General features: G+C 67.6%; 21 protein-coding genes. 9 read left to right on the plus strand and 12 right to left on the minus strand.

What is annotated here, in order from left to right; all coding sequences use genetic code 11:
- The first annotated feature begins 229 nt into the window (after positions 1-229).
- A complete protein-coding gene (locus ABDJ85_RS19275) occupies positions 230-553 on the plus strand; it encodes a hypothetical protein (RefSeq protein WP_347706435.1) in 324 nt (107 codons plus the stop codon).
- 3 nt (positions 554-556) lie between these two features.
- Here the strand turns inward: ABDJ85_RS19275 and rsmI are convergent, their stop codons facing one another.
- Complete coding sequence (rsmI, locus tag ABDJ85_RS19280) at positions 557-1447, minus strand: 16S rRNA (cytidine(1402)-2'-O)-methyltransferase (RefSeq protein WP_347706508.1); 891 nt, start codon at positions 1445-1447, stop codon at positions 557-559.
- Between the two features lie 258 nt (positions 1448-1705).
- On the opposite strand from rsmI, the gene ABDJ85_RS19285 reads away from it, so the two are divergent.
- Genes ABDJ85_RS19285 through ABDJ85_RS19295 form a run of 3 tightly spaced genes read left to right on the plus strand, consistent with a single transcriptional unit; the run spans position 1706 to position 3305 of the window.
- Positions 1706-2089, plus strand: a complete 384-nt coding sequence (locus ABDJ85_RS19285) for a YraN family protein (protein ID WP_347706509.1) — start codon at positions 1706-1708, stop codon at positions 2087-2089.
- 8 nt (positions 2090-2097) lie between these two features.
- Entirely contained in the window at positions 2098-2652 is a 555-nt protein-coding gene (locus ABDJ85_RS19290) for an SIS domain-containing protein (protein WP_347706436.1), read from the plus strand.
- Between the two features lie 8 nt (positions 2653-2660).
- The gene (locus ABDJ85_RS19295) at positions 2661-3305 is read left to right on the plus strand and encodes a BON domain-containing protein (protein ID WP_347706437.1); all 645 of its coding nucleotides are present in this window, start codon (positions 2661-2663) and stop codon (positions 3303-3305) included.
- On the opposite strand, the gene ABDJ85_RS19300 is transcribed toward ABDJ85_RS19295, so the two are convergent.
- The 3 genes from ABDJ85_RS19300 to ABDJ85_RS19310 form a co-directional block, all read right to left on the minus strand.
- Positions 3306-4196 (minus strand): NAD(P)-dependent oxidoreductase, encoded by an 891-nt coding sequence (locus ABDJ85_RS19300; RefSeq protein ID WP_347706438.1) that lies wholly within the window; start codon positions 4194-4196, stop codon positions 3306-3308.
- Between the two features lie 118 nt (positions 4197-4314).
- Positions 4315-5451: a PilT/PilU family type 4a pilus ATPase gene (locus ABDJ85_RS19305; protein WP_347706439.1), complete on the minus strand. Its 1137-nt coding sequence runs from the start codon at positions 5449-5451 to the stop codon at positions 4315-4317.
- Between the two features lie 135 nt (positions 5452-5586).
- The gene (locus ABDJ85_RS19310) at positions 5587-6630 is read right to left on the minus strand and encodes a type IV pilus twitching motility protein PilT (RefSeq protein WP_347706440.1); all 1044 of its coding nucleotides are present in this window, start codon (positions 6628-6630) and stop codon (positions 5587-5589) included.
- A 39-nt stretch (positions 6631-6669) separates the two neighbouring features.
- Here ABDJ85_RS19310 and ABDJ85_RS19315 point away from each other — a divergent pair, with 39 nt between their 5' ends.
- On the plus strand, positions 6670-7383 hold the full coding sequence (locus ABDJ85_RS19315; RefSeq protein ID WP_347706441.1) for a YggS family pyridoxal phosphate-dependent enzyme: 714 nt from the start codon (positions 6670-6672) through the stop codon (positions 7381-7383).
- Positions 7384-7587: 204 nt separating this feature from the next.
- A complete protein-coding gene (locus ABDJ85_RS19320; protein ID WP_347706442.1) occupies positions 7588-7905 on the plus strand; it encodes a TonB family protein in 318 nt (105 codons plus the stop codon).
- 81 nt (positions 7906-7986) lie between these two features.
- Here the strand turns inward: ABDJ85_RS19320 and ABDJ85_RS19325 are convergent, their stop codons facing one another.
- Positions 7987-8385: a S1 domain-containing protein gene (locus ABDJ85_RS19325; RefSeq protein ID WP_347706443.1), complete on the minus strand. Its 399-nt coding sequence runs from the start codon at positions 8383-8385 to the stop codon at positions 7987-7989.
- Positions 8386-8515: 130 nt separating this feature from the next.
- Here ABDJ85_RS19325 and ylqF point away from each other — a divergent pair, with 130 nt between their 5' ends.
- Positions 8516-9493 carry a ribosome biogenesis GTPase YlqF gene (gene ylqF / locus ABDJ85_RS19330; protein ID WP_347706444.1) on the plus strand — a complete coding sequence of 326 codons (978 nt, stop codon included), beginning with the start codon at positions 8516-8518 and terminating at the stop codon, positions 9491-9493.
- Between the two features lie 6 nt (positions 9494-9499).
- Here ylqF and ABDJ85_RS19335 read toward each other — a convergent pair whose 3' ends face one another.
- The 7 genes from ABDJ85_RS19335 to ABDJ85_RS19365 form a co-directional block, all read right to left on the minus strand.
- The gene (locus ABDJ85_RS19335; RefSeq protein WP_347706445.1) at positions 9500-9958 is read right to left on the minus strand and encodes a MaoC family dehydratase; all 459 of its coding nucleotides are present in this window, start codon (positions 9956-9958) and stop codon (positions 9500-9502) included.
- A gap of 52 nt (positions 9959-10010) precedes the next feature.
- Positions 10011-10676: an SDR family oxidoreductase gene (locus ABDJ85_RS19340; RefSeq protein WP_347706446.1), complete on the minus strand. Its 666-nt coding sequence runs from the start codon at positions 10674-10676 to the stop codon at positions 10011-10013.
- Positions 10673-11851 (minus strand): acetyl-CoA C-acyltransferase, encoded by a 1179-nt coding sequence (locus ABDJ85_RS19345; RefSeq protein WP_347706447.1) that lies wholly within the window; start codon positions 11849-11851, stop codon positions 10673-10675. Before ABDJ85_RS19345 ends, ABDJ85_RS19340 begins: the two co-directional genes overlap by 4 nt.
- A gap of 122 nt (positions 11852-11973) precedes the next feature.
- Positions 11974-16743: a PAS domain S-box protein gene (locus ABDJ85_RS19350; RefSeq protein ID WP_347706448.1), complete on the minus strand. Its 4770-nt coding sequence runs from the start codon at positions 16741-16743 to the stop codon at positions 11974-11976.
- Between the two features lie 7 nt (positions 16744-16750).
- The gene (locus ABDJ85_RS19355; protein WP_347706449.1) at positions 16751-17743 is read right to left on the minus strand and encodes a diguanylate cyclase; all 993 of its coding nucleotides are present in this window, start codon (positions 17741-17743) and stop codon (positions 16751-16753) included.
- A 76-nt stretch (positions 17744-17819) separates the two neighbouring features.
- Positions 17820-19718, minus strand: a complete 1899-nt coding sequence (locus tag ABDJ85_RS19360; protein ID WP_347706510.1) for a response regulator — start codon at positions 19716-19718, stop codon at positions 17820-17822.
- 86 nt (positions 19719-19804) lie between these two features.
- On the minus strand, positions 19805-20686 hold the full coding sequence (locus tag ABDJ85_RS19365) for an AraC family transcriptional regulator (RefSeq protein WP_347706450.1): 882 nt from the start codon (positions 20684-20686) through the stop codon (positions 19805-19807).
- Between the two features lie 66 nt (positions 20687-20752).
- Here ABDJ85_RS19365 and ABDJ85_RS19370 point away from each other — a divergent pair, with 66 nt between their 5' ends.
- Entirely contained in the window at positions 20753-22108 is a 1356-nt protein-coding gene (locus tag ABDJ85_RS19370) for a cytochrome P450 (protein WP_347706451.1), read from the plus strand.
- Positions 22105-22521, plus strand: a complete 417-nt coding sequence (locus ABDJ85_RS19375; protein WP_347706452.1) for a hypothetical protein — start codon at positions 22105-22107, stop codon at positions 22519-22521. Before ABDJ85_RS19370 ends, ABDJ85_RS19375 begins: the two co-directional genes overlap by 4 nt.
- Positions 22522-22545: the final 24 nt, after the last annotated feature.

The following is a 22545-nucleotide window of genomic DNA, read 5'->3' on the forward strand; positions in this document are numbered from 1 at the left end:
CGGGGCCATGCGTCGTTGTCGACTCGTTGTTGGGGCCGATCCAACGCCTCGCCGACGCCTAGCTTGGCCCCGCAACTCGCCCCGGCGCGCCCCCGGCCCAAAGCCCGACCGACTCCTAGAAAGCTTGATGAAACGCTTCTTTACCCCTTGGACGTCAGCGGATTCCGGCCTCGCCTCGTTGTGACAGGGCCTTGGTATTCCCCTTCAACCCACCGCAAGGACATCGACCATGAACCGCCTCCTCATCGCCGCGCTGTGCCTGACCGCTGCCAGCGCCTTCGCCCAGTCCAACACGCCGCGCGTTGACCAGCGCGAGGCCAACCAGCAGGCCCGCATTGCCCAAGGCGCCGCCAGTGGCGCCCTGACCCCGCACGAGACCCAGCGGCTGGAAAAAGAACAGGCCCACATCAACCGCGCTGAAGACAAGGCCAAGTCCGATGGCACCGTGACCCGCGCTGAGCGCCGCCGCATGCACCACATGCAAGACGCCGCCAGCCGCGACATCCACCGCAAGAAGCACAACGACCGCGCCGCCTCGGCACCTGGCCAGTAAGTCTCAGCCGCTGTTCTTCAGGGCCAGGCCGGCCTCATAGAGCGCGTTGCGCGGCGCCCCGGTGATCTGGGCCGCCAGCGCCACCGCCGGCTTGAGCGGCAGCTCGGCCAGCAGCAGCTGCAGCACCCGCTGCGCCTCGGCCGGCAGGCCCTCTGACACCGCCGCCGCCGCCGCATGCAGCACCAGCACGAACTCACCGCGCTGGCGCTGCGCGTCTGCAGCCAGCCAGGCCGGCAAGCCAGCGGCCTCGGCCGTGTGGATGGACTCGAATTGCTTGGTCAGCTCGCGCGCCAGCGTGATGCGCCGCTGCGGCGCCAACTCGGCCAGCAGCGCCACCAGCTCGACGATGCGGTGGGGCGCCTCGAACAGCACCTGGCTTGTGTCGGTGTGGGCCAGCACCTCCTGCAGCGCCGTGCGGCGCTCGCCCGCCTTGGTGGGCAGGAAGCCCACAAAGGCAAAGGCCCGCGCGCCCTCATCACCGGCCACGCTCAGCGCCGCCACGGCACTGCTGGCGCCCGGGATGGGCAGTACCCGGTGCCCGGCCGCCACCGCACGGGCCACCAGGGCGGCGCCCGGGTCGGACACGGCCGGCGTGCCGGCATCCGACACATAGGCCACACGTTCGCCCGCCGCCAGCCGCGCCAGCACTGGGCCCGACGCACTTTGCTCGTTGTGCTCGTGCACGGCCAGCAAGGGCTTGTGCAGGCCGAGATGACGCATCAGCACCGCCGTCTGGCGCGTGTCCTCGCAGGCCACGGCATCCACCAGCCCCAACACATGGATCGCACGCAGGCTCAGGTCGGCCAGATTGCCGATGGGCGTGGCGACGACGTAGAGGCTGCCGGCGGGATACTGCTGGCCGCCGGCTGCTGACGCTGCGGCCTGACTCAACACGGAGGCGATGGAAGTGTTCAACCTAGAAACCGCAGTTGGGCTCGGCCGAGGGGCTGCCAAAGCGGCTCCCGGGCAAGGCGTGACGACGAAGTGGGCTGATGCCCACGAGAAGGAGCAACACCGCCAGGGACCCGAAGCGGCAGACCAGCGGGCGGGCAGCGGTGATCATCAAAGTGGTGAATGCGGCGACGCCCACAAGGTGTTGATCGGACATGACCTTCGATGAGTAGCAAGCGGTCAACTGCGGCTTCTAGGTTCATGTGGGGCCCGGGTTCAAAGACGCAACGCGCCGAGACCGGCAGCGCCGCCGAGGATGCTGCGCTGGCCCACCTGCGGCAGGCCGGCCTCACGCTGCTGGAGCGAAATTATCGAGTCGCCGCCGGCCCCAGCCGCCACGCCGGCGAGGTGGACCTGATCATGCGTGACCGCGACGGCACCTTGGTCTTCGTTGAAGTGCGTGCCCGCGCCAGCCGCAGCCACGGCGGCGCGGCGGCCAGCGTCACGGCCACCAAGCAGCGCAAGCTCATCTATGCGGCCCAGCACTACCTGCTGCGCCATGCCTCGCCGCCGCCCTGCCGGTTTGACGTCGTGGCCATCGACGGCGGTGAGCTGCAATGGCTGCCCGCAGCCTTCCATCTATGATTTCCCGGATGCTTGAACAACGTGTCCAACAGCATTTTTTCGAGAGTGCCGACCTGCTCTACCAGGTGGCCGAGCAGTTGGGGCGCCCGCTGGCCTTTGCGGCGCAGATGATCACCGACGCCCTGACCGGCGGGCACCGCGTGCTGACCGTGGCCCAGGGCCACGCCGCGCTGGACGCCGACTACCTGGCCGCACGCCTGGCCGGGCGCTTTGAGCAAGACCGCCCGGGCCTGGCCGCCTGGAGCCTGCCGGCCCAAACCCGTGCCGGTTTGGACCTGTCCCGCCTGCTCCAGGCGCAGGGCCACCCGGGCGATGTGCTGGTCGTGATCGAACCCGAGGCCTCACGCGCCCCAGCCTGGGCCGAGGTGCTGGCCACCGCGCACGGGCAGGAGATGTTTGTTGTCGCGCTGACGGCGGATGACTGGCGCGGCCAGTTGCAGGACACCGACCTGCAGCTGCGTGTCAGCGCACCGCGCGCAGCGCGCGTTGTCGAAACCCAGCGCGTGCTCGTGCACGCACTTTGCGATGCCATCGACCAGCTGCTGCTGGGCTCAGAGGAATGAAAGCCACCATGAAGAACCATCCCGTCTTGTCCCTGGCCACCTCCCGCAAGCTCGGTCTGCTGGTCGCCTTGATTGCGGTTGCGGGCCTGAACAGCGCCTGCGCACCGCTGGTGGTGGGCGCCGTGGTGGGCGGCGGCGCTATGGTCGCCACCGACCGGCGCACCTCCGGCAGCCAGCTCGAAGACCAGACCATCGAGCTCAAGGCCGGCGCCCGCATCCGCGAGCAACTCGGCAGCAGCGCCCACGTCTCGGTCAACAGCTACAACCGCGTGGCGCTGGCGACGGGCGAGGTCAGCAGTGAAGCCGACCGCCAGGCCGTCGAGCGCATCGTGGCCGGCGTCGACAACGTGCAGCGCGTGATGAACGAAACCGCCGTGCTGGAGGCCTCCAGCCTCAAGAGCCGCAGCAACGACGTCTGGATTGGCAGCCAGATCAAGGCCAAGTTCCTGGACGCGCAAGACCTCTTCAGCAACGCGTTTGACGTGGTCGTCACGCGTGGCACCGTCTACCTGATGGGCCGCGTGACCGAGCGCGAGGCCGTGCGCGCCACCGACATCGCCCGGCAGATCAGCGGCGTGAACAAGGTGGTCCGCGCGTTCGAGATCATCTCGGAAGACGAACTGGCCCGCCTGCAGCCCAAACAGAAAGACTGATCAGAGCCTTTTGATGAGGCTGGAGGTGTCCCAGCGCCCTCCGCCGTCGGCCTGCAGGTCGGCGTAAAACTGATCGACCAGGGCCGTGACAGGCAGGCGTGCGCCGTTGCGGCGGGCCTCGTCCAGCACCAGGCCCAGGTCCTTGCGCATCCAGTCCACCGCAAAGCCGAAGTCGAACTTGTCGGCCACCATGGTCTTGCCACGGTTGTCCATCTGCCAGCTTTGCGCGGCGCCCTTGCCGATCACGTCGAGCACGGCGTTCATGTCGAGCCCCGCGCGCTGACCAAAGCGCACCGCCTCCGCCAGCCCCTGCACCAGGCCGGCGATGCAGATCTGGTTGACCATCTTGGCGAGCTGACCCGAGCCAGGCCCACCCAGCAGCGTGACGGCGCGCGAGTAGGCCAAGGCCACCGGCTGCATGGCCGTGAAGGCCTCGGCATCGCCGCCGCACATCACGGTCAGCACCCCATTCACCGCACCGGCCTGCCCGCCGGAGACCGGCGCATCGATGAAAGCCAGGCCACGCGCTTGCGCCTCGGCCGCCAGCTCACGCGCCACCTCGGCGGACGCGGTGGTGTGATCCACGAACACGCTGCCCGGCGCCATGCCGGCAAAGGCGCCATCTGGCCCCAGCACCACCTGACGCAGGTCGTCGTCATTGCCCACACAGGCAAACACGAAGCGCGCGCCTTGGGCCGCCTCGCGCGGCGTGGCAGCAGCACGGCCGCCGTACTCGGCCACCCAGGCCTCGGCCTTGGCGTGGGTGCGGTTGTAGACCGTCACCGCATGCCCGGCTCGCTGCAGGTGGCCGGCCATGGGGTGGCCCATGACGCCCAGGCCCAGGAAGGCGACGTGGGCCGGCGTGACAGGTTCGTAAGTGCGGGTGCTCATGTGCAAAAACCTCCGGAAGTCCGGTGACGCCAGCGACTCAGCGGCCGCCGCGGAACCGGCTCTGCCGGGCCGCCAGCGGCGCCCCCTTGAGGGGGCCGGCGCAGCCGGTAGGGGGTGGTCAAAGAATCGTCAGATGCTCGGTGCCGGTAGATAGATCGCCACTGCGCGCACGCTCGCTGTTGAGCTTGATCTGCAGGCGCAGGTCGTTCACCGAGTCGGCGTTGCGCAGTGCGTCTTCGTAGGTGACACGGCCCATTTCGTAGAGGTCAAACAAGGCCTGGTCGAAGGTCTGCATGCCTTGCTCGCGCGAGCGCTTCATCACTTCCTTGATCTCGCCGACCTCGCCCTTGAAGATCATGTCGGAGATCAGCGGCGTGTTGAGCAGGATCTCGACCGCCGCCACGCGGCCCTTGCCCTCGCGGCGGGGCAGCAGGCGTTGGCTGACGAGAGCACGCAGGTTGAGAGACAAGTCCATCAGCAACTGACTGCGGCGTTCCTCGGGGAAGAAGTTGATGATGCGATCCAGCGCCTGGTTGGCGCTGTTGGCGTGCAGCGTGGCCATGCAGAGGTGGCCGGTTTCGGCAAAGGCCACGGCCAGCTCCATGCTCTCGCGGTCGCGCAGCTCGCCCATCAGGATCACGTCGGGCGCCTGACGCAGCGAGTTCTTGAGCGCCGCGTCCCAGCTGTCGGTGTCCAGGCCCACCTCGCGCTGGGTCACGATGCAGTTCTTGTGCGGGTGCACGAACTCGATGGGGTCTTCGATGGTGATGATGTGGCCGAAGCTGGTCTCGTTGCGCTCGTCGATCATCGCGGCCAGCGTGGTGCTTTTGCCGGAACCAGTGGCGCCCACCACGATCACCAGTCCGCGCTTGGCCTGCACCACATCACGCAGGATGGGCGGCAGGTCGAGCGACTGGATGGTGGGCAGCGTGGACGGAATGGTCCGCAGCACCAGGCCCACCTGGCCCTGCTGCAGGAAGGCGTTGACGCGGAAACGCCCAATGCCGTGCGGCGAGATCGCGAAGTTGCACTCCTTGCTGCGCTCGAACTCGGCCGCCTGCTTGTCGTTCATGATGGCCCGCGCCAGCTGCAGCGTGTGCTGGCCGGTCAAGGGCTGGGGCGACACCTTGGTCAGCTTGCCGTCGATCTTGATCGCGGGCGGGAACTCGGCCGTCAGGAACAGGTCCGAGCCCTTGCGCGAGAGCATCAAGCGCAACAAGTCATTGATGAATTTCGAGGCCTGATCGCGTTCCATGTTCCTACCTGTTCTTCAGTCTTGAGCGGCCGCCAGGCCCGCTCATCGTCCAGCGACACCCGTGGAACCGGCTCCGCCGGGCCACTGGGTGTGCCCCCTTGAGGGGGCGCGCGCAGCGCGTAGGGGGTGGTCCATCTACCCGGGGAAGTTTTCCGGAAACTTGGCTTTGCCGCGGGCCTCGGCGGGCGAGATGATGTTGCGCCGCACCAGGTCCGTCAGATTCTGGTCCAGGGTCTGCATGCCCTGCGAGTTGCCGGTTTGGATGGACGAGTACATCTGGGCCACCTTGTTCTCACGGATCAGGTTCCGGATGGCCGAGTTGCCGAGCATGATCTCGTGCGCCGCCGCGCGGCCGGTGCCGTCCTTGAGCTTGCACAGGGTCTGCGAGATCACGGCCACGAGGGACTCGGACAGCATCGCGCGGACCATTTCCTTCTCGGCCGCCGGGAACACGTCCACGATCCGGTCCACCGTCTTGGCGGCCGACGAGGTGTGCAGGGTGCCAAAGACCAGGTGGCCGGTTTCGGCAGCAGTCAACGCCAGGCGGATGGTCTCCAGGTCACGCATTTCGCCCACCAGCACGGCGTCCGGGTCCTCGCGCAGGGCAGAGCGCAGCGCGTTGGAGAAAGACAGCGTGTGCGGCCCAACCTCGCGCTGGTTGATCAGGCACTTCTTGCTCTCGTGCACGAACTCGATCGGGTCCTCGATGGTGAGGATGTGGCCGTACTCGTTCTCGTTGAGGTGGTTGACCATGCCGGCCAGCGTCGTGCTCTTGCCTGAGCCGGTCGGCCCCGTCACCAGCACCATGCCGCGTGGCTTGAGCGCCAACTCGCCAAACACCTTGGGCGCGTTGAGCTGCTCCAGCGACAGGATCTTGCTCGGAATCGTCCGGAACACCGCGCCAGCGCCGCGGTTCTGGTTGAAGGCGTTGACCCGGAAACGCGCCAGGCCCTGGATCTCGAACGAGAAGTCCACCTCCAGGTGCTCCTCGTAGATCTTGCGCTGCGAGTCGTTCATGATGTCGTAGACCATGTCGTGGACCATGCGGTGGTCCAGGGCCTCGACATTGATGCGGCGCACGTCGCCATGCACCCGGATCATCGGCGGCAGCCCGGCCGACAGATGCAGGTCAGACGCTTTGTTCTTGACTGAGAATGCCAGCAGCTGAGTGATGTCCATGGGGTCTGGCCTCGTGGCCGCAAATTGAGTCGGCCGATTATGGCGATCTACATTTCCTTGCAAGCCACCCTGAGCCGCATCGAGGCCGCATGTGTGCGATTCCAACGCGACCCGGCCGAGGTCAGCCTGCTGCCCGTCAGCAAGACCTTCCCGGCCGAGGCCCTGCGCGAGGCCTTTGCGGCCGGCGCCCGCTGCTTTGGCGAGAACTACGTGCAAGAGGCGCTCGACAAGATCGAGGCCCTGATCGACCTGCGCCCGCAGCTGCAGTGGCATTTGATCGGCCCGCTGCAATCGAACAAGACCCGCGTCGTGGCCGAGCACTTCGACTGGGTGCACAGCATCGACCGCCTGCGCATCGCCGAGCGCCTGTCCGCCCAGCGCCCGCCCGAGCTGCCGCCGCTCAATGTCTGCATCCAGGTCAACGTCAGCGGCGAGGCCAGCAAGAGCGGCGTGGCGCCCGACGAGGCTGCCACACTGGCCCAGGCCGTGGCCGCCCTGCCCCGGCTGAGCCTGCGCGGCGTGATGGCCGTGCCCGAGCCGCTGGACGACTTCGAGGCCCAGCGCCAACCCCACCGCCGCGTGGCGCAGCTCTACCAGGCCCTGCGCGCCCAGGGCTTGGCGCTCGACACCCTCAGCCTCGGCATGAGCGCCGACCTGGAAGCCGCCATTGCCGAGGGCGCCACCCTGGTCCGCGTCGGCTCGGCCATTTTTGGCCACCGGCCCCGATCACCCGCTGCGGAGGACAAGTCGTGAAGAATTTCATCGCGACATGGGGGGTCTTCCCCCTTGAAGGTCAAGGCAAGATGCACCCCCGGCGAGCAAAGATCTCACCCCGCGTGACGCCCTTCACGGGCATTTCGCTCCGGGCGAGTCCCTAGCTTCCCAAGTCGGTAGACACTGCTTCTCAATCTGTCATTCACCCGTCCGCAGTCCCTCTCAAGAGGCCGGAGCTACAACATGCGCATCGTTCGTTCTGCCACCCTGATCCTTGCCGGCTTGCTGATCAGCCTGTCTGCGCTGGCTGTGCCCAAGGTCATCAAGAAGGTGCCGCCTGAGTTCCCGCCCGAGGCCGCCAACAAGGGCGTCAACAAGGGCTCGGTCAAGGCCAAGATCACCATCGAAGCCGATGGCAAGGTCAGCGCCGTCGAAATCCTTGAGGCCGAACCCAAGCGGCTCTTCGACAACGCCGTGAAGGAGGCGCTGAAGGAGTGGCGCTTCGAACCCGGCGAAAAGACCACCCACGAACTCAAGCTCGTGTTCCAGAACGAAGACTGAGCACCGCTCGACGCTTCGTCTGACACCGACCGACAGGGGCCCGCCAGGGCCCCTGTTTCATTTGGGGCTCCCGTGGGACGTTCAGCGCCTTGCCGTGGGCGCCGCCGACATGCCCGCCAGGTCCTTCGAGTGCGAGGCCTTCCACTGGGCCATGCCCAGCACGCCCAGCACCAACAGCGCCCCCACCAGCATCCACATCGTGCGCGGCCTGCGCGGCCGGCGGCGGCCCTTGGTTTCGCGCAGCGGGATGAAGGCCGAGTCCCGCTTCGGCGGGGGCAGGCGCCGCACCTGCGCAGCCACCTTGCGGCCATCACGGCCTGTCACGATTTCGAAACTGAGCTTCTCGCCCAAGTGTGGAATATCACCGTCCATCGGGAACGCCACCTGGCTGACTCGGACCTCCTCACCCCCACCCGCGGGGCGGATGGTGCCGAACGCCGTATCCGGGTTCCACGCCACCAATTCGCCTTCGAATCTCATGATGTGTCCTCTTTGCATTGCGGCCGCAACAACCGGGCCATCGGCAGTGTGAGCAGCCGGAAGCGCGCGCCGCAACGACATGTAAGCCGAGAATGCGCCCTCCCGCCACCCCCCGCCTGCGCGCCTGAACATGCCCATCCACTGGTTTCCCGGTCACATGAACGCCACCCGCCAGGCGATCCGGGACCGTGTCAAGGCCGGGCTCGACGTCGTCATTGAGCTGCTGGACGCGCGCCTGCCCGGCTCCAGCAGCAACCCGCTGCTGGCCAGCCTCACCACCGGCCGCGCGGCGCTCAAGGTGCTCAACAAACAAGACCTGGCCGACCCCCAACTGACCGAGCGCTGGCTGGCCCACTACAACGCCCTGCCCCACACCAGCGCCATCGGGCTCGATGCCAGCGAGAAGTCGCCCGCCCGGGCCTTGGTGCGCGCCTGTCGGGAGCTGGCGCCCAACCGTGGCGGCCTCGCCAAGCCGCTGCGCGTGCTGATCTGCGGCATCCCCAACGTCGGCAAGTCCACCCTGATCAACACCCTCGTGGGCCGCCGCGCTGCCAAGACGGGCGACGAGCCCGGCATCACCAAGACCGAGCAGAAGATCGTGCTGGAGGACGGCTTCTACCTCTTCGACACCCCCGGCATGCTCTGGCCCCGCATCAGCATCGCGCAAAGCGGCTACCACCTGGCCGCCAGTGGCGCCATCGGGCGCAATGCCTTCGACGAGACCGAGGTGGCGCTGGAGCTGATCCTGGTACTGCAGCGCCACTACCCTGAGCGCCTGAAAGAGCGCTACGGCCTGGCCGACCCCCTAGCGCCCGAAGAGGACGTGCTGGCCGCCATCGGCGCCAAGCGAGGCGCCAAGGTGCGCGGCGGCGAGGTGCAGTGGCACAAGGCCGCCGAGATGCTGCTGACCGATTTCCGCCAAGGCCAGCTCGGCCGCATCACGCTGGAGACCCCCGAAGAGATGGACGAGTGGCGCCGCCAGGCCGCCGAGGCTGAGGACGCCCGCAAGGCTGCGGAGGAGGCCGCGCGCGCCGCAGAAAAACTCAAGCGCAGCGGCCGCCGCACAAGCGGAGGCAGCCAGGGCCGCGCGGACGTGATCGAGGACTGAGTCCGCTCAGTTGCCGCTGGCCGCCTTCACCAGCAGCGTCCCGCGCCCCACCACGGCCGGCGCCGCGTGCGGCACGCCCGCCGTGCCATCCGCATGCGCCAGCCAGCCGCCGAGCGTGGCATTCCACTCGACGCTGGCCACGCGCCAGCGCAGCAGCAGGTCCTGCTCGGCAAACACCGGGGCCTTGAACGCAAAGTTGAAGTTCAGGCACAGCAGCTCGCGCGGGCGGCCATCGTCCGCACGGCTGAAGTGGCTCGCCGCCAGGCCGATCATCAGTGCCGTGGTCTGCTGGCCGCTGGCGATGATTTCGCCATGCCGGGCCCGCTGCGCGGCTTGGGCGTCGTGATGGATGGGGTTGGTATCGCCCGTCAGACGGGCAAAGGCCGCGATGTCCTCACGGGTGTAGCGCACGGCGCGCTCGCAGGCATCGGCAACGGCAATCAGAGGGGCATCAGTCAGGGTCACAGGAGCTGGAAAACGCAGAAAGCTTTCCGCAAGGTTAGCCCATTCCGGCTTTTCACCACGGTAGCGGTTCGCCGTCCACGTTGAAGAAGCCGCCGCTGTGCGCCGGCACCAGGCCCTCGATCACGCGCCGCAAGGCGGCAATGCTGGTCTCGGCATCGAGCGGCGCGCGCGGCCCGCCCATGTCGGTGCGCACCCAGCCCGGGTGCACGCTGACGACGATGGCCTTGCCAGCCAGGCGCAGCGCGGCGTCGCGCATGACGGAGTTGACCGCCGCCTTGGACGCCCGGTAGAGCCAGCCACCGGGGTGCTCCTTGAGTGCTATCGAGCCCTCGCGGGACGACACGATGACGATGCGCGCGCCCGGCGCCAGCGCATCCACCACCTGGGGCAGCACGCGCATGGGCCCGAGCACATTGGTGTGCATCACGTGGTCGAAGTCGGCCTGGCTGGGCGCGTCGGGCGCCAGTTGGCCCTTGCAGCCCACGCCCGCGTTGATCACCACCACATCAAAGGCCTCACCGTCGATCTGCCAAGCCAGGGCCGTGCTGCCGGCGGCGTCGGCCACGTCCAGTCGCAAGGCCTTGGCGCCCAGCTGCTGCAGGCGCGCAAGGCCCGCGTCGTCACGCGCGGTAGCCGTGACCTGGGCACCTGCCTCGCGGTACTGACGCGCGAACTCCAAGCCCAGCCCGCGCGAGGCCCCGATGACGAGAACCTTCAAATCAGCTCCACCGCCATGGCCGTGCCCTCGCCGCCGCCGATGCACAGCGCGGCCACGCCCTTCTTGAGACCGCGCTTCTTCAGTGCGCCAAGCAGGGTCACGACGATGCGCGCGCCGCTGGCGCCGATGGGGTGCCCGAGGGCCACGGCGCCGCCGTTCACGTTGACGATGTCGTGCGGCAGCTTGAACTCGGCCATCGCGGCCATGGTCACCGCCGCAAAGGCCTCGTTCACTTCCCACAAGTCCACGTCGGCTGCCTGCCAGCCGGCGCGGGCCAGTACCTTCTGGATGGCACCCACCGGCGCTGTGGTGAACCACTCGGGCGCCTGCGCGTGCACCGCGTGCGACACGATGCGCGCCACCGGCGTGAGGCCACGCGCGCGGGCGCTGCTCTCACGCATCAGCACCAAGGCCGCCGCGCCGTCCGAGATGCTGGACGAGGTGGCCGCCGTCAGCAGGCCGTCCTTCTTGAACGCGGGTTTGAGGCCGGGGATCTTGTCGAGCTTGGCCTTGAAAGGCTGCTCGTCGAACTTGATGACGGTGTCGCCCTTGGGGGAGCTGATGGTGACAGGCGCCATCTCCCAGTCGAAGCTGCCGTTCTCGTTGGCGGCCTTGGCGCGCTGGGTGGAGGTGATGGCGTACTGGTCCATGGCCTCGCGCGTGAAGGCGTACTTGGCCACGCAGCTCTCGGCAAACACGCCCATGGCCTTGCCGCGCTCGTAGGCGTCTTCCAGGCCATCCAGAGCCATGTGGTCGTAGACGGCGCTGGCGCCGTACTTCAGCCCCTTGCGCACAAACATCAGGTGCGGCGCATTGGTCATGCTCTCCATGCCGCCGGCCACCACCACCTCGGCGCTACCGGCCAGCAGCATGTCATGCCCGAACATCGCCGCGCGCATGCCCGAGCCGCACATCTTGGACATCGTCACTGCACCGGCCGAGTCCGGCAGGCCTGCCTTGCGCGCCGCCTGGCGTGCGGGCGCCTGGCCCTGGCCGGCCATCAGGCAGTTGCCCAGCAGCACCTCGTCCACCGCCTCGCCCGCGATGCCGGCGCGCTCCACGGCGGTACGCACGGCCACGGCACCAAGCTCCCAGCCCGCGAGGCCAGAGAAGTCGCCCAGCAAGCCGCCGATGGGCGTGCGCGCGGCGGACACGATGACGATGGGATCCTGCATGACCTACTCCAGCTCAACGGGTTGATTTGCCGAAGATTGGAGGCCGGCTCCCTTACAGGAACCCAATCGCAGCGCGGGGCTTGAACTTGGCAGGGGACTGTCCGCCCGGGGGCTTGGTGAGCTCAGCCGAGCTCATTGAGCAGTTCGGCTGCCTGCTCGAACTCAAGGCGCCGCACCAGATCGTCCAGCGCAGAGAACCGCTCGGCAGCAAGCCGCCTCTTGATCTGCAGCTTGAAGCGCCGGTAGAGCTCCAGCGCCTGCAAGTCGTTGATACGCAACGCCGCTTGCAGCTCGGCCAGGTCTTCGGCGGCCAGTGCACCCTCGACTCCCGTCGCCTCTGGGGCCGGTTTGGGTCGCGACGACAACTCTGCCTGCACGGCAGCGCGTCTCAGCGTGGCCTCAGCATCCATTGCCTCCAGAACGGGCGGCAGTTCGGGCGTCGCTTGACGCAATGCAAGCGACTCGGCCTCCACAGCCAGGTTCGTCAGGCGCGCGGCCCCAACCGTGGAGGCGCTGCCCTTGAGACTGTGCATCCGGCTTGCCAACGCCCTGTGCTCCTCGTCGTTGGTCAACGGCAGGTCTTGCACCTTCTCTGCCAGACCGAGCGTGCGCTGAACCATGCTGTCGAACAGCGCCACGTCACCCAGGAAGCGCGGCCGTGCGGATTGAGTGTCAAACCCTTCGATGCTGGGCCAGTAGGTCGCTGCTGGGGCTGCGGGCGCAACCGCCGGCGTTGGCGCGACCGTTCGGCGCAATGCGCGCGCGATGGCTTCAATGAGCTGCCGCGGGTCAATGGGCTTGGAGAGCACGTCGAGCATGCCTGCGTCGCGCGCCCGGCCGAGTTCGTCGGCGGTGCTGCCTGCCGTCAAGGCCAGCACCGGCAGGTCCGCAAACTCTGGCATGGCGTGCAGACGCCGCGTGGCCTCAAGCCCATCCATGCCCGGCATCTGCACGTCCATCAGCACGAGGTCGACCGAAGGACCCGCCACCAGGCGGTCCAGCGCCTCCTGGCCATGCGAGGCGTAGCTGACGACGACGCCGTCCATTTCAAGCAGCCGGCCCGCAACCTGGAGGTTGATCGGGCTGTCATCGACCAGCAGCACCTTGACACCCGCCAAGCGTTCGCCAGCAGCCGCAGTCGTGCTCTCTGGACCTTCAAAGCTCGCCGGGTCGCCCAGTTCGAAGGGCAACTCGGCCCAGAAGCAACTCCCCGCGCCGAGTTCGCTGCTCACGCCCACGCGCCCCCCCATGTGTTCGGCAAGTTGCCGCACGATGGACAGGCCGAGCCCTGTGCCGCCAAAGCGTCGCGTGGTGGACGCATCGGCCTGAGCAAAGGGGTTGAACAAGTTAGGGAGTACGTCTGGCGGGATGCCGACGCCGCTGTCCGCCACCTCGAACTTGAGCCGGTGGACGCCATCGGCTTCAGACACCTTGCTGAGCCGCAGATTGATGGATCCCCGCTCCGTGAACTTGAGCGCGTTGCCAAGCAGGTTCATCAGGATCTGGCGCAGGCGCGTGGGGTCTCCGCGCACCAACTCCGGCACGTCGGCCTCAAAGTCGAAACCCATCTCCAGCCGCTTGGCGGCGGCTTGCGCCCCCATCACTGCTTGCAGCTCGGAGACGAGGTCCCGCAGGCTGAAGTCGATCTTCTCCAGCGTCATCTCGCCGGCTTCGATCTTGGAGACATCGAGCACGTCATTCACTACGCTGAGCAGTGACTTGCCCGCGAGCCAGATGTTTTGAGCGAACGTCGCTTGCTCCGGATTCAAGGGGGTGCGCTCGAGCAGATAAGCCATGCCGATGACGGCATTGAGCGGTGTCCGGATCTCGTGGCTCATGTTGGCCAGGAAGCTGGATTTCGCCTGATTCGCCGCCTCGGCCGCTTTCACGGCGTTCCTCAGCCCCTCCTCATAACTTAGCCGTTCGCTGATGTCGTACGCCACGCCGATGTAGCCGATGGTGGCGCCAGCGTCATCGGCAATCGGACTCACGGTCAGCGTCACAGGGACCAGCGCACCGTCCTTGCGTCGGTAGTGGCAGTCGAAGCGTTCATTCAAGGCTTCGGGCAACACCAAGGCCAGCGAGGCCGGCACCGCGCGGCCCAGCCGGGCGCTCAGCGCATCGGCGCGCGCCTGCAGCTCCTCCGGCAGGTGCCAGTCCATCCCATTCATGGTGCCCGCCGCCTCCGCTTCGGAGTAGCCCAGCAACTCTTCCGCGCCCCGATTGAAGAAATCGATCTTGCCCTTGCGGTTGACGGCCACGATGGAGATGGTGCTGGCGGAACGCAGGACCGAGCGAAGCACGGCCAGCGTTCGACGCATTTCCTGCTCGGCGCGTCTGGCATCCGTGGTGTCGCTGCCGATCACAAACCGGCCGCGCGTCGTACCGGATACATCCACGTCATCGGCCACCAGGTAGCCGTAATGCCGCGCCGGACCATCGCGCGCCTCCGTCACCAACTCGTGGTGGCCAGGTTCGGCAACAAGCAGCGCCAGGTCGCGCGCAGCTTCTGGCCAAGCCGCAAGGCTCTGGGCGGACCGCCCCACCAATTGCTCCCGGCTCAAACCAGCCCGGTCGCAGAAGCCTGCATTGGCAAAGCGGACCTCCCCGGATGCATCCAGGAAGGCCAGGCTCATGGGCAGGCGGTCAGTCAGCTCACGCAAGAAGGCCTCGCTGCGCTCGGTCTGCGCCCAGGCGTCGGACGCGACCTGCTGCAGGCGTTTGATCTCGCTGATGTCGATGCGGAACGACACGATGCGCTCGATGCGCCCGTCCGCATCCAGGTGCGGCGCAACGACGCTATCCACCCAGTACAGCGAGCCATCCTTGGCACGGTTGCAGACCTCGCCGCCGCGCCAGGTCTTGCCGCTGACCACGGTGCGCCACATCTGGCGCCAGAACTCGCGATCGTGGTGCCCTGAATTGATCAACCGATGGTTCTGGCCTACGAGTTCCTCCGCCCGGTAGCCGGAGACTTCGCAGAAGCGCTGGTTCACCTCAATGATGCTGCCGTGGCGATCAGTGATCGACACCAAGGCGTGGCTCATGATGGTGTCGAGCAAAGCTGCCTTGTCCTTGCGCTCGGCCTCCAGCACGCGGCGCTGCTCGGTCAACTCCGTGATGTCGTGCATCAGGGCGCAAAGGCCCTGCACCTTGTCGTCGAGCACGTCCGGCAGAAAGTGGGCCAGCACATGCCGCTCTCCCGCGCCGTCCCTGCGCGGCAGGCTGAACTCGCAGCGCTGCGGCTGTCCATTCAGCGCAGCCTCAATGTGGGACCGCAGAGCAGCAAACACCGTGGGGAGCAGCAAGCGCTCGAAGCTGTCACCCTTGAGCTGTTCAGCATCCACGCCGAACCACTCCCCGTGAGCTTTGTTGGCGACACGGATGACCAGCTGCGGATCCCAGTACGCCACCAGCGACGGCAAGCCATCAACGATGCTGCGCAGATCGTGTGCAGCGCGCGCCACTTCCAGAGTCCGGGCGGCGACCTGGTTCTCCAGGTTCGCGTTCAGCTCCAGGATGTCGCGCTGTGCGGCTTTGGCCTGCCGGATGTCCCGGAAGATCTGCGCCACGCCAATGCGCTGGCCCTTTTCATTGCTGACTGGCGCCATGCTGACGGAGACGTCGACCAAATGCCCGGCGCGGTGTCGCCGTTCTACCTCCCGCGGCTCACAGCGCGCGCCGCCCAGGACGAGTTGACGCGTCCGCTCGTCCTCTGCCATGTCCGAGCCAGGCACCACCAACTCGAGGATGGGGCGGCCAATGGCCTCGTCGGCAGCGAAGCCAAACAGGCGCTCAGCTGCAGGGTTCCATTCGCTCACCGTGCCGTCCGCCAGCACCACCACGATGCCGTCGTCGGTCGTGTTCAGGATGGCCGCTCGGCGAGCCTGCTCCAGATTGAGGAGTCGCTTTCGTTGCTCGCGCTGGGCGATCAGAAAAGCCACCATGCCCAGCAGCATCGAGAGCACAACGCCTACCGCCCAGACGGCATTCGTCGGGGTGAGGCCCAAGCCGCGCACGAATGCGGGTGTCGCCGTCACATGGGCTTCCCACTGGCGGTCGAAGATGTCGAGCACGACCCGCGTGGTGGGCAAAGCGGCATCGTTCGGGGGCTCACCAGTCGACTGATAGAACGTCCCGGCCTCCTGGCTGTTCGCGTCTCGCCACTCGACCCAGAGTTGATCCTCCGGCCAGTGGGCGCGCCCGATCACTTCGTCAATGACCACCGGCGTGTAGCTCCACCCGACCACAGACTCAGCCACCTTGGGCTGGTCCGACGCATGGATCGGCAGCATGATCAGGAAGGCCCGCGCGCGCTTGCCGCTGGCCTGGACCAAGGTGATGGGCTCCGTGATCGACGCTCGGCCTGTCCGCATGGCCGATTCGGCCGTCGCGCGGCGACGCGACTCCGATCCCACATCCAAGCCGACGGCCTGCTGGTTGGAAGCCTCGGGCTCGATGTAGGTGATGACGAAGCGCTCGCCAGGCGTCGGCGTCAGCTGTTTGACGGCAAACGACTCGCGCCCCTGATCGCGCTGCGAAGCCACATGACGGGCTTCGGCTTCCTCGGGCAGGCGCCAGATGAGGCCAAAACCGCGAGCACCCGGGAACTCCGTATCGAAATCGCGCGTCTGTGCATAGCGCCGAAAGGCCGCCCATGACGGCAGCCCTTGCTGTGCGGCGACCACGCCGCGAGCGCCCCGCAAGCCGTACTCGAAGCCACGTACCTGATCGCCCACTTGCCGAATGGCGCTCTTGGCCAAGGTCTCGAACCGGGCCTGCGCCAGCTCTCGGTTGTTGCGCTCATGGCTGCTGGCCATCCAAGCCGTCCCAACGAGGCCCAAGGCGAGAGCCACGGCGCCCACCCAGTAGGGCATCTGAGACGACTTCATGCTCGATTCAATCGGCCTGCGGCGCTACGCCGGCTAGCTCCGCGTCGCGCGATGACGGCTTCACCGGCACGGGCAACATGGGCAAGCTAGCCACTCGCGCGCGACCCCGTGCCTTGGCTAAGTAGAGCGCTTGGTCCGCCCGGTCCAACAAGCTCGCCGTACTCACCGAGGCCACGTCCCAGCCCTGACCCTCGATGCCCTCGACGCAGCTCACCCCCACGCTGACCGAGACGATTCCAGAAATCGCGCCGTCGAGATGCGGCAAGCGCAGCTCCAGTACGGCCTGCAACATGCGCTCCGCCACTTGGCAACCGCCCTCCAGGTCAGTGCCGGGCAGCAGCGCGGCGAATTCTTCGCCGCCGTAGCGGGCCACCAAATCGGCGGGGCGGTTCAGCACTGATCTCAAGCAGGCAGCTACCGCATGCAGGCAATGGTCCCCATCCAGATGACCGTACCGATCGTTGTACTGCTTGAACCGATCCACGTCGATCATCAGCACGCACAGCGGGTCATGCTGGCGCATGACTCTCGACCACTCCACCGCCAGCGCCGCGTCGAAGCTGCGACGGTTGGGCAGGTGCGTCAGGGCGTCGGTACCCGCCTGATGGCGCAATTCATCCGCCAGCGCCTTGAGCCGCAGATGCGTGAGCACACGTGCTCGCAGCAAGGGTTCGCGCACGGGCTTGTGGATGAAGTCCGCCGCCCCGACCGCAAAGCCACGCAATTCGGACGGCTCGTCGTCGTTGGCCGTGACGAAGAGGATGGGCACGTCGGCAAACTCAGGCCGCAGTTTGAGCCGTTCGCAGACCTCGAAGCCGTCGATGCCGTCCATTTGCGCATCCAGCAGGATCAAGTCCGGCGCTTCCCGGTCGGCGACCTTGAGCGCTGCTTCACCGCTGGTCGCGAAGCGGATCTCACCCAGACCGGCCAGCATCTTGCCAACCAGCTGCACCAGCGTCGGATCGTCGTCCACCACGAGCAATTTCGGGACTGCAGCCATTCGGCCCAAACCTCGACACAGCAATTAAAGCGATGACTGTATAGACGCGCCCCTTCGCCCGCTGTGGCGCGGCGCGCTAAGCGGCGTGCAGAAATAACGAAAACCGGCTGCCGCTACCCATTTCTGACCACACCTCCAGACGGCCACCCATCGCTTCCGCGAAGCCCTTGGAGATCACCAGCCCCAATCCGGTGCCGGGGATGCTGGTCGACTCCGCCCCCAGCCGGTTGAAAGGCTCGAACAGGTGCGCGAGTTGCGCCTCGGAAAGACCTGGCCCCTCATCCTTGACCATGACGCAGGCTTCGGTGCCAGACCTGAAGAGTCGCACCTGGACGACACCGCCCTGAGGGCTGTACTTGATGGCGTTGGACACGAGGTTGCTGATGCACTGGCGCACGCGCTTCGCGTCGGCGCGCACGGCCAGCGGCTCGTCAAGCCCCTCGACCCGCAACACGACGCGGCCGCGTTCCGCCGCCGGCCGGAGAGCATCGACACAGCCTTGGACGACGGCGCCAAGCTCCATGGACGCCATCTGCACGCTCAGTTGGCCCGCCGCTTGTCGGGACACTTCAAGCAGGTCGGCAATCAAGCCCTGTAACTGCTCCGCACCCTCCAGGATTCGTTGGAGCTGGCGCCGGTTCTGCGCCTCATCAGCCATGCCATTGCCCGCCAGAATCTGAGCAAAACCCAAGATGGCGTTGAGGGGCGCCCCCATCTCGTGGCTGACATAAGCCATCAAGCGCGCCCGCGCTTGCGCGACGGCCTCGGCGCCGGAGCGCGCTTGCTGTTCGGCAATCAGTTGCTCGCGCTCTGAGCAATCCCGGAGCAAGAAGGTCGTCAGCCCGCCTGGGGCCGAACGCGATGCCCGGATCTCTACGGGACGGTCGGCGGCAGCGCCTTGCCGCTGCACCCGCCGGCCTACTGGGCCAGCACAAGCTGCGTCGGCCTGCGCCCACAAGCCCGGCAGTAGCCGGTCTGCGGGCGCGCCGATCAGCTCGGCCTCAGCACAGCCAAACATCTGCGCGGCAGCGGCGTTCGCGAGCACCACCTGGCCCTGCTCGTTGCAACTGACGATGGCGTCGCTGGCCGTGCGCACGATCTCCGCCAGGTGAGAGTCGGCAAGCCGACGCCAGTGTTCGGTCGCTGCGCGCAGTTCCGCATCCTGCCGGCGTTTCAACTCAAGCAGATTGCGCACACGGGCACGCAGCACTTGGGGGTCATAAGGCTTGGACACAAAGTCGGCCGCGCCCAGATCAAGAGCCTGCCGCTCATTGGCGACATCTGAGTGCCGAGTGACAAAGACGATGGGCAAGTGCGCAAACCGCTCCTGAGACTTCAGCGCCGCACACACACCGAAGCCGTCCAGGCCGGGCATGTTTGCGTCCAGCAGCACGAGGTCGGGATCCAGTTCGTGCGCAAGCCGGAGCGCCTCCGAGCCCGTGGTCGCAAAGTGCACCACGCCCAAACCCGCCACCGCGCGCTGTACCAGCTGAATGGCATCCGCATCGTCATCAACCACCAGCAAGCGCGGATTTGCGCCGGCCTCGGAAGGCTGCCGCGACAGAGCTGTCGAGACGCGTTCCGTGAGCCCAGCAGACCTCAGGTGAGCCCGGACCCGCGCCACAAAGGACTCGGGCTCCACCGGCTTGGTCACGAAGTCGGCTGCACCGCGCTGCAACGCGGCAAGTTCCACCTCGCCCAACCCTGAAGCGGTGATCACGATCACCGGCAGTTGCCGCAGTTCGGGCGCGCTGCGGATGGCACCACACAACTCAAGGCCTGACATGCCAGGCATGTGGATGTCGGTGATGACGAGGTCTGGCGCGTCGGCGCGAATGCGCTCCAAGGCTTCAAGGCCAGAGGTGGCGAAGCGCACCTGGCCAAAGCCTGCCAGCATCCGGCTGATCAACTTGATCGAATCGGGCTCGTCATCGACCAACAGAATCTTCGCCGCCTCAGGCGCTGCTTTCATCATTTCCACCCCGACTGCTTCGACCCTTGCGGCCATATTGATGACGGTTGACTGCCCTAGCACCGCCGCGATCTTGCAGCAGAACCGGGCTATCGCCAAACCCGGTAGGCCCAGAAGGCTTCGTCCGTCTCCATCCGGCGGCGCAGGTCCTCGGGGCTGAAGCCGGTCAAGCGCCGCGTCTCGCGGCACAGGTGGGATTGGTCCGCGTAGCCCGCGTCGGCCGCGACGCCAGCCCATTCAAAGCCCGGGTCATGCTGCGTGGCCGCCACCTGCAGGAAGGCGGCCTCGGCGCGTGAGGCCGCACGCAGCTCGCGCAGCGGCAAGCCGGCCCAGGCCTTCACGCGGCGCTCGAACTGCCGCAAGCTGCGGCCGGCGCTGCTGGTGGCGGCGCGCACGGCCAGGGCCTCAACCCAATCCGTCAGGCGCAGCCCCAGCGCGCGCTCCAGGCGCAAGGCCTGCCAGCGCGGGGTCACGAAGTCTTCCAGCACTGCCAAGCGGGCGGCATCGTCGGGCGCTTGCGCCATGGCTGCCAAGAGCGGCTGCCAGTCCGCCGGCAGCCAGCCAAGGGCGTCGTCACAGCGGTTCTGCAGCGCCTCGGGCGCAATGCCGGTGAGTGCCTGGAAGGCGTCGAGCATGAACATCACGATCAGCCCGTGCGTGGCCCCGCGCACGTGCATGTGCGTCGGCCCCGTGAACGGGCCGCTGAGCAGGCAGGGGCCCAGGCGATAGCCGTCGTTCGGGGGCACAAAGCCCGGTGTGGCCAGCCAGTCGCCGTCGCCCGAGAACAGGAAGTGCAGCGAGCAGTACGGCGAAGCCGGCCAGTAGGTGGCGTGGGTGACGCCCTCGGCTACCCACCCGCGCGTGTCCCGCAGCAGCACCGCGCGCACGCAGCCGGCCAAGCGTAGCGGCGGCAACCACAGCCGCGTCGCGTCGTGCAGCGGCGAGAGCGGGGTCACATCGGAAGGCGGCATGGCCATGGCAAACGAGTGTCGCATTCGTTCAATACCGCCAGCGCCCCGGCGGGCAGCATGCCGGCCATGGACATCACCTGGAACGAACTCCCCGGCCCTGCGCCGCGCTACTTTGGCTTTGCTGAGCTTTGGGCCATGCGGCAGGACTACCTCGGCACGCTCGCTCGCTACCGGCGCCTGGGCGACGTGACGCGGCTGCGCATCTCCGTCGAGCGGACGCTGGACATCTTCGACCCCGAGCTGCTGCGCCGCGTGATGCTGGAGCATGCCGACGCGCAGATCCGTTGGGAGCGCGCGACCGAAGTGTTTGGCGAGACCCTTGGGCAGTCGGTCCTCGTGACCGAAGGCGCCACCTGGCAGCGCCAGCGCCGCATGCTGATGCCGGCCTTCGCGCCCAAGCGCATGGCGGGCTATGCGGGCTTCATGGCCGAGGCGGCACGTGACGCGTTGGCAGCGTGCCCGGGCGGAATCGTCGCGATGGACGCCTTCTTCAGCCACGTGACCATGGACGTGATCCTGCGTGTGCTCTTCAGCGCCCGCGCCGGAGCCGAAACCGTCGAGGCCGCCGCCGCCACCCAGGTGCTGAGCGAGGCCGGCTTCCGGGAGATGTTCTGGCCCGCGACGCTGCCCGACTGGCTGCCGCTGCCGGGCAAGGCCGCCAAGCGACGCGCGCTGGCCTTCATGCGCGGCCTGCTGCGCCGCCACCTCGATGCGCCAGCGCGCCCCGGCGCGCAAGACCTGCTGACCCAACTGCGCGCGCTGCGCGACGAAGAGACCGGCGAGGCGCTGAGCGAGCAAGAGGTGTTTGACCAATGCATCACCACCTTCCAGGCCGGGCACGAGACCACCGCCACCGCCCTGCTGTGGTGGGCCTGGCTGATGGCCGAGCACCCCGAGGCCCAGGCCCGCGCAGCCACCGAGGTGCAAGCCGCGCTGGGCGAGCGCGCACCAACCCCCGACGACCTGCACGCCCTGCCCTGGCTCACCGCCACGCTCAAGGAAGCCATGCGGCTCTATCCGCCCGCCGCCGCCCTGCTCACCCGGCGGCTGACGCGCGACATCGCCGTGCCCTGGCGAGGCGACACGCTGCACCTGCCGCGCGGCGCCATGCTGCGCTGCACGCCCTACCTGCTGCACCGCGACGAGCGCGTCTGGGCCGAGCCCGAGGCCTTCCGGCCCGAGCGCTTCCTGCCCGAGGCGCCCGAGATTCCAAGAGGCGCCTACATGCCCTTTGGCCAGGGCCCGCGCGTCTGCCTGGGCCAGCACTTCGCGATGCTGGAGATGAGCCTCGTCGCGGCCCTGGTGCTGCAGGCCTTTGAGCTGAGCCCTAGCGGCGACCCCGCTCCGCGCCTGCGCCTGGCCGTTACTTTGCGACCCGCCGGAGGCTTGCGCCTGCGGCTCACCCCCCGGAGCACCCGATGAGCCATGAACCCAAGACCGTCAGGCGCCAGTTGCTGGCTGCCGGCTACCTCGCCAGCTTCACGGCCCTGCTGCATCTCATCGGCGGCACGATCGAGATCCACCAGCCGCTGATGACCTCCCAGCTCACCGAGTTCCTCCGCCTGCTCCTGTTGGCCTGCTGGCACCTGGTGAGCGTGGCGCTGCTCGTCTCGGGCCCGGCGCTGCTGTGGTGTGCGAGGCCGGCACGGCAGGCCAGTGCGGGCGCCCTGGCCCTGTTCATCGGCGCGATGTGGCTGGGCTTTGGCGCCGTCTTTGTGGCCGTGGACTTGGTCTACCAAGGCATGGCCGGCCTCGCCTTGCTGCCACAGTGGACGCTGCTGCTGCCTGTTGGCGCGCTCGCCACGCTGGGCGGCCGAAGGCTTCTGGGGGGCTGACAGCTTGGGGGCAGGATGCGAGCA

The sequence above is a fragment of the Roseateles paludis genome, from assembly GCF_039872745.1.
GTDB lineage: Bacteria > Pseudomonadota > Gammaproteobacteria > Burkholderiales > Burkholderiaceae_C > Pelomonas > Pelomonas paludis.

Bases quoted from the DNA above. Each gene is read 5' to 3' on its own strand.
- ABDJ85_RS19370 (WP_347706451.1), top strand. From the start codon at position 20,753: ATGGACATCACCTGGAACGAACTCCCCGGCCCTGCGCCGCGCTACTTT.
- ABDJ85_RS19325 (WP_347706443.1), bottom strand. From the start codon at position 8,385: ATGAGATTCGAAGGCGAATTGGTGGCGTGGAACCCGGATACGGCGTTC.
- ABDJ85_RS19375 (WP_347706452.1), top strand. From the start codon at position 22,105: ATGAGCCATGAACCCAAGACCGTCAGGCGCCAGTTGCTGGCTGCCGGC.
- ABDJ85_RS19360 (WP_347706510.1), bottom strand. From the start codon at position 19,718: ATGATGAAAGCAGCGCCTGAGGCGGCGAAGATTCTGTTGGTCGATGAC.
- ABDJ85_RS19295 (WP_347706437.1), top strand. From the start codon at position 2,661: ATGAAGAACCATCCCGTCTTGTCCCTGGCCACCTCCCGCAAGCTCGGT.
- ABDJ85_RS19315 (WP_347706441.1), top strand. From the start codon at position 6,670: ATGGCGATCTACATTTCCTTGCAAGCCACCCTGAGCCGCATCGAGGCC.
- ABDJ85_RS19275 (WP_347706435.1), top strand. From the start codon at position 230: ATGAACCGCCTCCTCATCGCCGCGCTGTGCCTGACCGCTGCCAGCGCC.
- ABDJ85_RS19310 (WP_347706440.1), bottom strand. From the start codon at position 6,630: ATGGACATCACTCAGCTGCTGGCATTCTCAGTCAAGAACAAAGCGTCT.
- ABDJ85_RS19290 (WP_347706436.1), top strand. From the start codon at position 2,098: ATGCTTGAACAACGTGTCCAACAGCATTTTTTCGAGAGTGCCGACCTG.
- ABDJ85_RS19350 (WP_347706448.1), bottom strand. From the start codon at position 16,743: ATGAAGTCGTCTCAGATGCCCTACTGGGTGGGCGCCGTGGCTCTCGCC.
- ABDJ85_RS19365 (WP_347706450.1), bottom strand. From the start codon at position 20,686: ATGCCGCCTTCCGATGTGACCCCGCTCTCGCCGCTGCACGACGCGACG.
- ABDJ85_RS19285 (WP_347706509.1), top strand. From the start codon at position 1,706: ATGTGGGGCCCGGGTTCAAAGACGCAACGCGCCGAGACCGGCAGCGCC.
- ABDJ85_RS19305 (WP_347706439.1), bottom strand. From the start codon at position 5,451: ATGGAACGCGATCAGGCCTCGAAATTCATCAATGACTTGTTGCGCTTG.
- ABDJ85_RS19355 (WP_347706449.1), bottom strand. From the start codon at position 17,743: ATGGCTGCAGTCCCGAAATTGCTCGTGGTGGACGACGATCCGACGCTG.
- ylqF (WP_347706444.1), top strand. From the start codon at position 8,516: ATGCCCATCCACTGGTTTCCCGGTCACATGAACGCCACCCGCCAGGCG.
- ABDJ85_RS19320 (WP_347706442.1), top strand. From the start codon at position 7,588: ATGCGCATCGTTCGTTCTGCCACCCTGATCCTTGCCGGCTTGCTGATC.
- ABDJ85_RS19345 (WP_347706447.1), bottom strand. From the start codon at position 11,851: ATGCAGGATCCCATCGTCATCGTGTCCGCCGCGCGCACGCCCATCGGC.
- ABDJ85_RS19300 (WP_347706438.1), bottom strand. From the start codon at position 4,196: ATGAGCACCCGCACTTACGAACCTGTCACGCCGGCCCACGTCGCCTTC.